The organism is Aeromonas intestinalis (assembly GCF_054052485.1).
This window is the reverse complement of the sequence record NZ_JBSTYK010000001.1, coordinates 91,352-103,267: the sequence shown is the minus strand read 5'-3', so window position 1 is coordinate 103,267 and position 11,916 is coordinate 91,352. Positions and strand designations below refer to the sequence as shown.

Here is an 11,916-nt window from a genome sequence, read left to right as displayed (position 1 = left end):
ACCCCTTGCCAGCTTGTTAGTGTTTGATTCGTCAAAAAATGGCAGCTTCAGGCAGCAACCTGATGAGGGTTGCCCACTCGCTCTTCAGCCTCAGGGAATGGTCATCTGGAAACGGGCGCCGCCAAGGGGAGATTCATCCACCCGAATGTCGCCACCGTAGCTGTGCACTATTTCGGTCACGACCGCGAGACCTATGCCTTGGCCGGGGGAGCTGTCAGCCCGGACACCGCGCTGGAAGATCTGCTCCGACTTGCCGGGCGTGATGCCTGGACCATCGTCTTCCACCAGAATAAGCAGGCCACTGCCTTGCCGACGTACCTGCACTTGTACCTCACTGATGGCGAACTTGCAGGCGTTGTCGAGCAGATTGCCCATCATCTCCATCAGATCCCCCTGCTCGCCATGGAAGAAGACGTCGTCGTCGAACTGGAACTGGGTCTGCAGCTTTTTGTGGCGATAGACCTTGGCCAGGCTTGCCAGCAGCTTCTCGATGAGGGGGACGGGTTCGGTGCCCTTGCTAGCGAGGCGTTTGCGGCCGGTGACGGCACGGCGCAGCTGATACTGGATGATCTGATCCATGGTGGTGATCTGTTCATTGATGTTGTCGTGTACCGGGTGGCCCAGCTTGAACTCCTGAGCCGTGATCTGGATGAGGGCGAGCCGGGTTTTCAGACTGTGGGCCAGATCGTTCAGCGCATGCTGATAGCGTTGGGTCTGCTGGCGCTCATTTTCCAGCAACTGGTTGACCGACTCGGTCAGCGGCAGCAGTTCCCGCTCATAATCGCTGGAGAGGGCCTCCCGCTTGCCGGCCCGGATCTCGTTGATCTGCCGCGCCATGGTACGAAGGGAGGAGAGGCTCCAGAAACTGGTGAGCAGCAGCAGGGCACCCAGCAGGCAATAGGCCAGCAGCGCCTGGCGGATGCATTGGTAGAGGTACTCCCGGGTCTGATCCTGATAGCGTTTGGCGGAGTCGACCATGACCACGTAGTAGGTGGTGGGGCCATCACCGTGATTGCGCAGGAAGCGCAGACTGTAGATGAAATAGCTGTCACCGTTCTTGATGGTGTGCAGCTTGAAGAAGTAATCCTGATCCAGCCCTCCCAAGTACTTCATCAGGTCCTGGCAGATGGTGCCCTTGATGGTGATCACTTCCGGCATGTGCAGGCTGGACCAGCTCAGCTCGCCATCCGAACGACAGATGAGGGTATCGAGGTTGGGGTCGATGGCATCGGGGGTGATGCTGGCGAGATCCGTGATGGCATGGGGATCCGGCTGCTTGGAGGAGAACAGCTTGGAGAGGTTCTCCTGCATGCGGGTACTGGCCTTCTGGGCCTGCTCTTCGGCATGGCCGAGATAGAGGATATAGACGGAAAACGCCATGATGATGGCGATGACCAGCATGGCGCTCATCATCAGCTTGATATGCAGGGAGCGGCGGATAAGCTTCATCAAGTCTCCCCCAAGCGCCATGGCGATGTTCCGATTAACTGCATGACAGGTTGAAGATGTAACCCTGGCGGCGGATGGTGGAGATGGGGGCTGTGGTCCCTTCTGGATCCAGTTTCTTGCGCAGACGGCTCACCATCACCTCTATGGTGTTCGGATCCCCTTCACCATCACCGTAGAGCTGGTCCAGCAACTGCTGTTTGGAGACCACCTGGCGGGCGTTGCGCATCAGATACTCCAGGATCAGATACTCGAAGCTGGTGAGAACGGTGACTTCACCGGCGATGGTCAGCTCCTTGCGGGAGAGATCCAGCTCGTAGTCACCGGCTTTCACCCGGGGAGAAATGAAGCCGGCGCTACGGCGCACCAGCGCGTTCAAACGGGCCAGCAGCTCGTCTTTCTGGAACGGTTTGACCAGGTAATCGTCGGCTCCGGCCTCCAGCCCTTCGACCTTGTCCTGCCAGCTTCCGCGCGCAGTTAGCACTATGATGGGGAAGGGGATCTGCTGCTCTCTCAACTGGGTGATGAGATGCAGCCCGTCCATGTCCGGCAGGCCGAGATCGATGATGGCCACGTCGATGGGGTAGTCGCGAGCGTAATGCAGCGCAATCTGGGCCTGGTCCGTGCTGTAAACCTGATTCTGGGCCTCGGTCAACAGCGTGGTGAGGTGGTGGTTGAGCAGCTTGTCGTCTTCGACCAAAAGGATTTTCATAAGATGCATGATGATGAGGGTCCAGGCTGTCAATTAGAGAGGGTAAGGAGAAGAGAGTCAATCCGGATCCTACACTCCCCCCCTGTATCGAGACTGAATCGCATACCCCTTTATTTCCGCCTCACTCTCTGAGCCGTGGCATCAAGTCTTATGAGTCTGGCTTGATGGGTACCTCCTGCATCTAGAGCCGTAGTTCATCGTTCTAAGTGCAGCTTTGCGACTATTCTGTTCGCACGGATTTGGTCTGCGTACCTGTGTCGGGGAGTACTCAGCTATCTGTCGGCATCGGCTGGGACAGCATTCAAGCTGCTATGGTCAGACCATTAACCATCTGTAATTGTTTGAAAAAATAGCTATTCTGTCTTCTTGGTCAGGTGAAGGGTATCGAGGGTTGCCATACAATGAGAATGTATATTTCAGGGGGCGGAGTAGTAGGGATTCTTTGAATCCCTTATAGGATGGATGGTTTCCTATGTTTTGACTGTTAATCTTCGGGCTAAACGAGATAGAATCTGACCCGAAATCGGGGATAGGGCCTTGGTTGCCCAAGATGTGAACAATGTATGCTCTCGGAAGACACAGATGTGCAACGTTATTTGATGCCATTGTGACACATCAACCAATACAAGAAGCTGGAGGATATGATGGCCAACAGCACACACAATCAGGTTAAAAACAGCATGTTGGGAGCTGTAACCCACTGCGGTAGCTAACGCTTTTCTCGCGCCTTCGATAAGCATGTTGTATGGCCTTTATGGCCTTTATGGCTTTTAAGAGGCCCAGGCCTCACGTAGCTTGTATCCTGCATCTCCCATACCACTCAGTTACCTCGTGAGAGTACCTATCAATATGAAAATTCTCGTTACCGGTGGAGCCGGTTTTATCGGCTCAGCAGTGGTACGTCACATCATTGGGCATACCCAAGATTCTGTTATCAACCTCGACAAGCTGACCTATGCGGGTAACCTGGAATCCCTGGCCGAAGTATCGAGCAGCAAGCGCTATGCCTTCGAACAGGTTGATATCTGCAACCGCACCGAGCTGGATCGGGTCTTTACAACCCATCAGCCCGATGCCGTGATGCACCTGGCGGCTGAGAGCCATGTCGATCGCTCTATCACCGGGCCTGCTGATTTTATCGAGACCAATATCGTCGGTACCTATATGTTGCTGGAAGCTGCCCGGGCCTACTGGAATAGCCTGGATGAGATGCGCAAAAGCGCCTTCCGGTTCCACCATATTTCTACCGATGAGGTGTATGGCGATCTGCCTCATCCGGACGAGGTGGATACAGGTGAGGAGCTACCGCTCTTTACCGAAACCACCCCCTATGCTCCCAGCAGTCCCTATTCTGCTTCCAAGGCATCGAGTGATCATCTGGTGCGCGCCTGGCGTCGGACTTACGGTCTGCCGACCGTCGTCACCAACTGCTCCAACAACTACGGCCCTTATCACTTCCCCGAGAAGCTGATCCCATTGGTGATCCTGAATGCCCTCGATGGCAAGTCACTGCCGATTTATGGCAAAGGTGACCAGATCCGTGACTGGCTCTACGTAGAAGATCATGCTCGTGCACTGTACACCGTCGTCACCACTGGGGTTGTCGGTGAGACCTACAACATCGGCGGCCACAACGAGAAGCAGAACCTGGATGTGGTGCATACCATCTGCGATCTGCTCGATGAGATGGTGCCGAAAGTGGGCTCCTATCGTGATCAAATTACCTATGTCACCGATCGCCCCGGCCATGACCGCCGTTATGCAATTGATGCCAGCAAGATGAGTGCCGAGCTTCATTGGCAACCGCAAGAGACCTTCGAATCCGGCATTCGCAAGACGGTACAGTGGTATCTGGATAACCAGCAGTGGGTCAACAACGTCAAGAGCGGGGCCTATCAATCTTGGATTGCGCAGAACTACGAGGAGCGTGGCTGATGCATATCCTGCTGTTTGGTAAGAATGGTCAGGTAGGCTGGGAGTTACAGCGCGCATTGGCCCCGCTGGGCCGTGTTACTGCGGTTGATTATGACTCTGTGGATTATTGCGGCGACTTCAGCAACCCGGCCGGGGTGGCCGAGACGGTCCGCCTGCTCAAGCCGGATGTAATTGTCAATGCCGCAGCCCACACAGCGGTCGACAAGGCTGAGAGCGAGCGGGTCTTTGCCGAACTGCTTAATGCCACCAGTGTTGAGGCGATAGCCAAAGAAGCCGAGGCGCTGGGTGCCTGGTTGGTGCATTACTCCACTGACTATGTGTTCAATGGCAGCGGCGAGCGACCTTGGGTCGAAACGGATCAGACGGCGCCGCTCAACGTTTATGGAGAGACCAAGCTTGCAGGGGAACATGCAGCAGCCCTTTGTACTCGCCATCTTATCTTCCGGACCAGCTGGGTGTATGCCGCCCGTGGTGCTAACTTTGCCAAGACCATGCTGCGTGTTGGCAAGGAGCGCAGCGAGATGTCGGTCATCAACGATCAGTTTGGTGCGCCGACCGGAGCCGAGTTGCTGGCCGATTGTACCGCTCACGCGCTCCGGGTTGCACAGCACAAACCCGAGGTTGCGGGCCTATATCATTTGATCGCCTCCGGAACCACCACCTGGTTTGACTATGCGAAGTTAGTTTTTGCCACAGCGAAAAACGCCGGTGTCGATTTGGCCGTGACTCAAGTCAATGCTGTGCCGACCAGCGAGTTTCCGACACCCGCCAGGCGCCCTCATAACTCACGGCTCGATACGAGTAAGTTCCAGCGCACCTTCGGGCTGGTACTGCCGGATTGGACAGTGGGTGTGGCGCGGATGCTGACCGAGATCCTAGGCAAATAAGAGAATGATAAACGGTGTGGTGATGTTGTGCCTCTCGCCGACAGGGATAAACGCAAAAGGAGCGGTGTTAAGTTCCCTCTTTTTGATGGATTACATTATTATTCAAATATAAGAATTAAGCACGATGACTAAACGTAAAGGCATTATTCTGGCCGGTGGGTCAGGCACCCGTCTCTATCCTGTGACCATGGCTGTCAGCAAGCAGTTGCTGCCTATCTATGACAAGCCGATGATCTATTACCCGCTGAGCACCCTGATGCTTGCAGGTATTCGCGACATCCTTATCATCAGCACGCCGCAAGACACCCCTCGTTTTGAACAACTGCTGGGTGATGGCAGCCAATGGGGGCTGAACCTGCAATACAAGGTACAGCCGACCCCGGATGGGCTGGCACAGGCCTTTATTCTGGGCGAAGAGTTTATAGGTAGTGATGACTGTGCACTGGTGCTGGGTGACAACATCTTTTACGGTCATGACCTGCAGAAACAGTTGGAATCTGCGGCAACTAAGGCTAGTGGTGCGACAGTGTTTGCCTACCATGTACATGACCCTGAGCGTTATGGGGTAGTGGAATTTGACCATTCAGGAACGGCGATTTCTCTGGAAGAGAAGCCAGTAGAGCCCAAGAGTAATTATGCAGTGACGGGGCTCTACTTCTATGACAATAGCGTGGTCGAGATAGCCAAGAGTCTTAAGCCCTCTCCCCGTGGTGAGCTGGAAATTACCGATGCCAACCGTATTTACCTTGAGCAAGGCAATCTGTCGGTTGCCATGATGGGCCGTGGCTATGCTTGGTTGGATACCGGTACCCACGAGAGCCTGATTGAAGCGAGCAATTTTATTCAAACCATTGAAACTAGGCAGGGATTAAAGGTTTCTTGCCCGGAAGAAATTGCCTATCGGAAAGGATTCATTGACGAGGAACAGATCAGGAATTTGGCTGCGCCACTTTCCAAAAATGCATATGGTCAATACTTGCTCAAGATGATCAAAGGGAAATAGTGTCGATGAAGGGTATTCAAACTGAAATTCCAGAGGTGTTGCTCTTTGAACCTAAGGTGTTTGGTGATGAGCGTGGCTTTTTCTTTGAAAGTTTCAACCATCTACAGTTTGAGAAGACTGTAGGGTATCCAGTCACATTTGTACAAGATAATCACTCCAAGTCGAGTCAAGGCGTTTTGCGTGGGCTGCATTATCAGGCTGCTCCATATGCTCAAGGTAAACTAGTTCGTTGTATTTCCGGTGCAGTATTTGATGTTGCGGTAGATATCCGTCTTGGCTCCTCAAGTTTTGGGCAGTGGGTTGGTGTGCACCTATCAGCCGAAAATAAAAGGCAGCTATGGATACCGGCAGGGTTTGCTCATGGCTTTGTAACCTTAAGTGAAACAGCAGAGTTTTTGTATAAAACAACAGATTATTACCATCCTGAAAGCGAGGGTGCTATTAGTTGGAATGACACTGATTTAAATATTTTATGGCCAGTATCAAATATAAAATTATCGCAGAAAGATCAAGTAGCACTGCCACTATCAAGCTATGTTGAGGCAATGAATCTATGCAAGTGAAATTAATCCCGCTGCAAACACATGGTGATGAACGTGGTTCATTAGTAGCACTGGAAGAGGGAAAAAATATACCCTTTGAGATCAAGCGTGTTTATTACATGTTTAAGACAAACCAAGGGGTGAGACGTGGCTTTCACGCCCATCGGACGTTGAAACAGGTTGCAATTGCAGTCCGTGGATCTTGTCGCTTTTTGCTTGATGATGGTTACGAGCGAGTTGAGATTTTACTGGATAATCCAGCTCAGGGGCTTCTTATTGAGTCATTTATGTGGCGCGAAATGTATGATTTTTCTGATGACTGTGTACTGATGGTCTTAGCAGACCAGCTATATGATGAAAATGATTATGTACGAGATTATCAGGTGTTTATAGAGGCATCAAAGAAATGATTCACCCAACATCTATTATTTCTGATAAGGCCGTGATTGGTAACAATGTTACTATCGGCGCATACACAATTATTTATGATAACGTTTTGATAGAAGATGACACTATCATTGAGGCATTTTGTGAGATCGGAGTTAGCAATAGCCTCTCTGATGGTGAGCGACTACATATAGGCAAGAGATCGCATATCCGTTCTCATAGTATATTTTATGAAGGATCTGTTTTTGGATCATCATTGGTGACTGGTCATCGAGTAACTGTTCGCGAGAAAACCATTGCTGGAGAAAACCTGCAAATAGGTACTCTTTCAGATATTCAAGGTCATTGTCATATCGGTGACTATGTTAGAACACACAGTAATGTGCATATAGGTCAACATAGCAAAATCGGTAATTTTGTATGGATATTTCCATATGTTGTACTCACTAATGATCCTCATCCGCCAAGCAATGTAATGCAAGGTGTAACGGTGAGTGATTATGCCGTTATTGCAACAATGTCAGTTATCTTGCCAGGTGCTTATATCGCAGAAGGGTGTTTGATCGGTGCCCACTCATCTCTTTCTGGGGTAACTGAAGTTGATACTATTTATGCAGGAGCTCCGGCAAAAGCAGTTGGTGCTACATCTAAATTAAAATTAAAGGATGGCTCCAGAAAACCGGCTTATCCATGGAGATCTCATTTTACTCGTGGTTATCCTGAGGATGTAGTTCAACAGTGGGTGAAGGAGTTCTCATAAGATGTATAAATTAGAAGAAATCAAAATAGGTATGAGTGAGTCATACTCTCAAACGATTACCGATGCCGATGTAAAAGATTTTTCAGGAATATCTGGGGATAAAAACCCCGTGCATATGGATGATGAATACGCAAAAGAATCTAGATTTGGTAAGCGAATTGCGCATGGAATGTTAAGTTCTAGCTTTTTTTCTGCATTATTTGGAACTAAATTACCCGGTCAGGGGTGTGTGTACGTTGCACAAAGCTTGAGATTTAGAAAGCCCGTATATATTGGCGATACTATTACCGCGACAGTAGAAGTCACATCCATTGATGTAGATAAGCGCAGAGTGTTTTTTGATACCTATTGCAAGGTAGGGAAATCAAAAGTAATTACTGGCGTTGCAGAAATTTATATTCCAGAGTGAGAAAAATGATTAACTTCCTCGATCTTAAAAATGTGAACTCCCGTTATAAGCAAGAATTGAAAGATGCATGTGCTCGCGTCATCGATTCTGGTTGGTATATTATGGGTAATGAGCTCTCTCAGTTTGAAACCGAGTTCTCAGACTACTGTGGCGTAAAACATGTTCTGGGTGTCGCTAATGGCTTGGATGCACTTATTCTAGTTCTAGATGCTTGGAAAGAACAGGGCAAGTTAAAGGCCGGTGATGAAGTTATTGTTCAGGCAAATACCTATATTGCATCTGTTCTTGCTATCACTCAGAATGACTTGACTCCAGTATTAGTTGAACCTAATTCAAATACTTACAATTTATGTCCAGAAGTTGTCCGTGCGGCTATTACGAAAAAAACTAAAGCCATTTTGCCAGTCCATCTTTATGGCCAGATTTCTCCAATGCATGAGATTATGAATATTGCGAAAGAGCATAATCTGCTGGTGCTCGAAGATTGCGCCCAAGCTCATGGAGCCATGATTGATGGGCGTAAGGCTGGTAACTGGGGTGATGCAGCTGCATTCAGCTTCTACCCGGGTAAAAACTTGGGCGCCTTGGGGGATGCTGGTGCGATTGCCACCAATGATGACTCTTTAGCTGAGGTTGTATGTGCATTGCGTAACTATGGTTCCCATAAAAAATATGAAAATCTATATCAAGGGGTAAATAGCCGTTTGGATGAAATTCAGGCCGCCATGCTAAGGGTAAAGCTTGGTTATCTGGAGAGCGATACCAAACGTCGCCAAGAAATCGCTGCACGTTACTGTACTGAAATTACTCATTCAGCAGTTAAATTACCTATTGTTGATAAGCCAGAAAGTCATGTATGGCATCTTTTTGTTATCCAAAGTGCTACTCGTGAGGCACTTCAATCACATTTACAGTCCTGTGATATCCAAACCCTTATTCATTATCCCATTCCACCTCACAAGCAAAAAGCATATAACACATTTAACCATATGACGTTACCGGTGACAGAGCGGTTACATCGGCAAGTTTTATCTCTGCCGATGGATCCAACAATGTCTGAAGAGGCTGTGACTCGAGTCATTGCTGCGGTGAATGGATTTACTGAATGAGACGCTTGTTAACAGTAACAGCATTTACAGCATTATTAACCCTGCTGAGAATGGTTGCTGGGTTTATTATTGCCAAGGTGGTGGCCGTGTATACCGGCCCCACTGGCATGGCTATGCTTGGACAAGTTCAAAGCATGGTGGGCATGTTAAATGGTCTGGTTACGGCTCCAGCAGGAAATGGTGTTGTGCGGTTTACCGCAGAACATCAAGCTAATGGCTATGAGGCATGTGCACCTTGGTGGAAGGCTGCGATTCAATGGATTTCTATATTGTTAAGTGTAGTTATTCCATTAGGTTTTTTACTGGCCAAGCCCCTTTCTATATGGCTTTTCGGGAATCCTGATTATATTTGGTTAGTTGTTATATCTTGTTGTGCACTTCCCTTTTCTGCCGCGAATACATTAATAGCTTCAGTTATTAATGGTCAGCAGCAGTATCGGCGTTATGTCATAGCGGGCATGATTTCAGTATGTGTGGCGACTGTAATCATGATTGGATTGATACTGACGTCCAATCTACATGGCGCATTAATCTCTGCTGTTATAAATAGCAGCATTTCAGGCTTGGTTATGTTAATTATATCCCTGCGGCAACCCTGGTTTAAAGCACGTTACTGGTGGGGTAAAACTGAGCATGTACACCGTAAGGCGATAGGTGGTTATGTGCTGATGGCAGTGACTTCCGCTCTGACTGCCCCTGTTGCGTTGATTTTAATTAGAAATATTCTGGTGGCTAATGTTGGTTGGGAGGTTGCTGGTTATTGGCAGGCTGTGTGGAAGATATCGGAAGCATATTTAGCTGTAATTACTATGGCTCTTGGTACTTACTATTTACCTAGATTGTCGTCACTAAATAACGTGGCAGCTATCAAGGCTGAAATTATCGGTACAGCTAGAATTATTATGCCACTGGTTGCTATCAGTGCCGGGATGGTTTATCTCTTTAGAGATATAGCAATATCTCTTTTGTTCACATCAACGTTCTCACCTGCACGTGATCTTTTTTCTATTCAACTCGTTGGTGATGTAATAAAGATTGCAAGCTGGCTTGTTGCATATCCTATGTTATCTCGTGGTGCTGTGAAATGGTTTGTTAGTTCAGAAATAATATTTTCACTGTCATTTGTGCTCCTATCTTGGTTATTTATTGTTAGCGCCGGTGTAAACGGTGTTAATATTGCATATGCCTTAAATTATGCATTGTATTTTTTATTTTTTGTTATAAATTTTAATAAAATAGCAAAATAAGGTAGTTGAATGAATTCTTCATGCAGTAAATTTATTTTAGAGTTGAAGAATAAGATTACTTCTACTGATGATCTTGAATATGCAATTTCCTTGGCAGAAGCGTTAGCCAAGTTACTATGGTCTAATAATGTAGGAATTTATAGTTTTCCTGATATAGAAAGACATCTTAAAATTAAGATAATCGATTCCATTAGTTCGTCAGGATTAAATAAAAATAAAAATAAAAATAAAAATAAAAATATATTGTTTGTTATTAGTGAGCCATATCTTGCTGGCGGACATACCAGGTTGATGGAGCGCCTCTCCGAAATGTTGGATGAAGGTGTGGATTTATTGGTCACTCGGCGATCTGGTGATCGAGAAAAAGATAGAATGTCATCTTTCTTTTCCAGTGTAATTACAGTACCTAGTTCATTATCAATCTTGAAAAAAATAGTTCATATATCAGATATATATGCAAAGTATAATAAGCTGATCTTAAATATTCATCCTGATGATATTATATCTGTATTATCATGTGGATTAGCTAAGGAGAAAAATCCTGATCTTGAGTGTTTCTTTATAAATCATGCAGACCATGTTTTTAATGTGGGTGTAACTGTTGCGGATGTATGGTTTGAAATCAGCAATTTTGGGCGGAAAATAGATAAGCTTAGAGGCATTACCTGCCCAAGCTCATTTTTAGGTATCCCGCTGGATAAAAGTGCTAAATTCAATAGTATGAATATAAGGTATCCACGGTCCGAAAGTGAGATAAAGAAAATAGTTTCTGCCGCATCAGGTGCAAAGTTCAAACCGATAAAAGGGATTTCTATTTTCTCTACAATATCAGAACTGATGGTGGGGCATCCACATGCTGTCATCTATATAATCGGTGTTAATTTGTATACTGATTATTGGTGGTGGGCAGTGAAGCTTAAGCACTTTAAACGTTTAAAAATAATAAATTCTTTACCATATGATGAATATTTATCGTTGACCAGTTCTAGTGATGTATATATTGATAGCCATCCGATGCCAGGTGGTACGGCATTTGTTGAACAGTGCTTGAATGGTGCTTATTGTACGGGTATTGAGTCTCCTCTTCAGGGGTACACTTCTCTAGAGGAGAATAAATTTATTAATCTAGATAATGGTATCAATATTCGTAATCTTGAAATGATTATGGGTAAATTAGAATCAGTCCATTCATTTTATAATGTGAAAGATAGGTTTTTGAGTGCTATTTATGATATGAAATATTCAGATAACCTGCTGGAGTCAGATGTTAAGTGGCGTGGAGATGAACACTTTTTAGAGAAAAACGACTTGGATAAATTTCCATGTGAAATCTTATCATTGATTATGTCAGACTGGAGTGATTTTGCATTTTTTATATTTAACTACCCACTTGTTACAATTAAAAGCTTACTGATCTTGTTTATGAAAAAACTAATGAAAAAATAGATTAACAATTACTACCTTATGCGAGAGTGCCAA

12 protein-coding genes are annotated in these 11,916 nt (G+C 46.8%); 10 read left to right on the top strand and 2 right to left on the bottom strand.

What is annotated here, in order from left to right:
* Positions 1 to 90 precede the first annotated feature (90 nt).
* Positions 91 to 1,449 carry an ATP-binding protein gene (locus ACW5W7_RS00475; protein ID WP_456500391.1) on the bottom strand — a complete coding sequence of 453 codons (1,359 nt, stop codon included), beginning with the start codon at positions 1,447 to 1,449 and terminating at the stop codon, positions 91 to 93.
* A 34-nt stretch (positions 1,450 to 1,483) separates the two neighbouring features.
* The gene (locus ACW5W7_RS00470; protein ID WP_456500390.1) at positions 1,484 to 2,158 is read right to left on the bottom strand and encodes a response regulator; all 675 of its coding nucleotides are present in this window, start codon (positions 2,156 to 2,158) and stop codon (positions 1,484 to 1,486) included.
* Between the two features lie 849 nt (positions 2,159 to 3,007).
* Here ACW5W7_RS00470 and rfbB point away from each other — a divergent pair.
* From rfbB to ACW5W7_RS00420, 10 genes are all read left to right on the top strand, one after another.
* The gene (rfbB, locus tag ACW5W7_RS00465) at positions 3,008 to 4,093 is read left to right on the top strand and encodes a dTDP-glucose 4,6-dehydratase (protein ID WP_456500389.1); all 1,086 of its coding nucleotides are present in this window, start codon (positions 3,008 to 3,010) and stop codon (positions 4,091 to 4,093) included.
* Positions 4,093 to 4,980: a dTDP-4-dehydrorhamnose reductase gene (gene rfbD / locus ACW5W7_RS00460; RefSeq protein WP_456500388.1), complete on the top strand. Its 888-nt coding sequence runs from the start codon at positions 4,093 to 4,095 to the stop codon at positions 4,978 to 4,980. The genes rfbB and rfbD overlap by 1 nt, the downstream gene beginning before the upstream one ends.
* A 124-nt stretch (positions 4,981 to 5,104) precedes the next feature.
* The gene (rfbA, locus tag ACW5W7_RS00455) at positions 5,105 to 5,983 is read left to right on the top strand and encodes a glucose-1-phosphate thymidylyltransferase RfbA (RefSeq protein WP_456500387.1); all 879 of its coding nucleotides are present in this window, start codon (positions 5,105 to 5,107) and stop codon (positions 5,981 to 5,983) included.
* Between the two features lie 5 nt (positions 5,984 to 5,988).
* Entirely contained in the window at positions 5,989 to 6,546 is a 558-nt protein-coding gene (gene rfbC / locus ACW5W7_RS00450; protein WP_456500386.1) for a dTDP-4-dehydrorhamnose 3,5-epimerase, read from the top strand.
* Positions 6,537 to 6,935, top strand: a complete 399-nt coding sequence (locus tag ACW5W7_RS00445) for a sugar 3,4-ketoisomerase (protein ID WP_456500385.1) — start codon at positions 6,537 to 6,539, stop codon at positions 6,933 to 6,935. The genes rfbC and ACW5W7_RS00445 overlap by 10 nt, the downstream gene beginning before the upstream one ends.
* A complete protein-coding gene (locus ACW5W7_RS00440) occupies positions 6,932 to 7,672 on the top strand; it encodes an N-acetyltransferase (protein WP_456500384.1) in 741 nt (246 codons plus the stop codon). The genes ACW5W7_RS00445 and ACW5W7_RS00440 overlap by 4 nt, the downstream gene beginning before the upstream one ends.
* Before the next feature lies 1 nt (position 7,673).
* A complete protein-coding gene (locus ACW5W7_RS00435) occupies positions 7,674 to 8,081 on the top strand; it encodes a MaoC family dehydratase (protein WP_456500383.1) in 408 nt (135 codons plus the stop codon).
* A 5-nt stretch (positions 8,082 to 8,086) separates the two neighbouring features.
* Positions 8,087 to 9,190, top strand: coding sequence for a DegT/DnrJ/EryC1/StrS family aminotransferase (locus tag ACW5W7_RS00430; protein ID WP_456500382.1), 1,104 nt, complete (start codon positions 8,087 to 8,089; stop codon positions 9,188 to 9,190).
* Entirely contained in the window at positions 9,187 to 10,437 is a 1,251-nt protein-coding gene (locus ACW5W7_RS00425; RefSeq protein ID WP_456500381.1) for an O-antigen translocase, read from the top strand. Before ACW5W7_RS00430 ends, ACW5W7_RS00425 begins: the two co-directional genes overlap by 4 nt.
* A 9-nt stretch (positions 10,438 to 10,446) precedes the next feature.
* Positions 10,447 to 11,883 (top strand): hypothetical protein, encoded by a 1,437-nt coding sequence (locus ACW5W7_RS00420; RefSeq protein ID WP_456500380.1) that lies wholly within the window; start codon positions 10,447 to 10,449, stop codon positions 11,881 to 11,883.
* Positions 11,884 to 11,916 lie beyond the last annotated feature (33 nt).

Coding starts and splice junctions, on each gene's coding strand:
- ACW5W7_RS00445 (WP_456500385.1), top strand. CDS start 6,537: ATGCAAGTGAAATTAATCCCGCTGCAAACACATGGTGATGAACGTGGT.
- rfbB (WP_456500389.1), top strand. CDS start 3,008: ATGAAAATTCTCGTTACCGGTGGAGCCGGTTTTATCGGCTCAGCAGTG.
- ACW5W7_RS00435 (WP_456500383.1), top strand. CDS start 7,674: ATGTATAAATTAGAAGAAATCAAAATAGGTATGAGTGAGTCATACTCT.
- rfbC (WP_456500386.1), top strand. CDS start 5,989: ATGAAGGGTATTCAAACTGAAATTCCAGAGGTGTTGCTCTTTGAACCT.
- ACW5W7_RS00475 (WP_456500391.1), bottom strand. CDS start 1,449: ATGAAGCTTATCCGCCGCTCCCTGCATATCAAGCTGATGATGAGCGCC.
- rfbA (WP_456500387.1), top strand. CDS start 5,105: ATGACTAAACGTAAAGGCATTATTCTGGCCGGTGGGTCAGGCACCCGT.
- ACW5W7_RS00420 (WP_456500380.1), top strand. CDS start 10,447: ATGAATTCTTCATGCAGTAAATTTATTTTAGAGTTGAAGAATAAGATT.
- ACW5W7_RS00430 (WP_456500382.1), top strand. CDS start 8,087: ATGATTAACTTCCTCGATCTTAAAAATGTGAACTCCCGTTATAAGCAA.
- ACW5W7_RS00425 (WP_456500381.1), top strand. CDS start 9,187: ATGAGACGCTTGTTAACAGTAACAGCATTTACAGCATTATTAACCCTG.
- ACW5W7_RS00470 (WP_456500390.1), bottom strand. CDS start 2,158: ATGAAAATCCTTTTGGTCGAAGACGACAAGCTGCTCAACCACCACCTC.
- rfbD (WP_456500388.1), top strand. CDS start 4,093: ATGCATATCCTGCTGTTTGGTAAGAATGGTCAGGTAGGCTGGGAGTTA.
- ACW5W7_RS00440 (WP_456500384.1), top strand. CDS start 6,932: ATGATTCACCCAACATCTATTATTTCTGATAAGGCCGTGATTGGTAAC.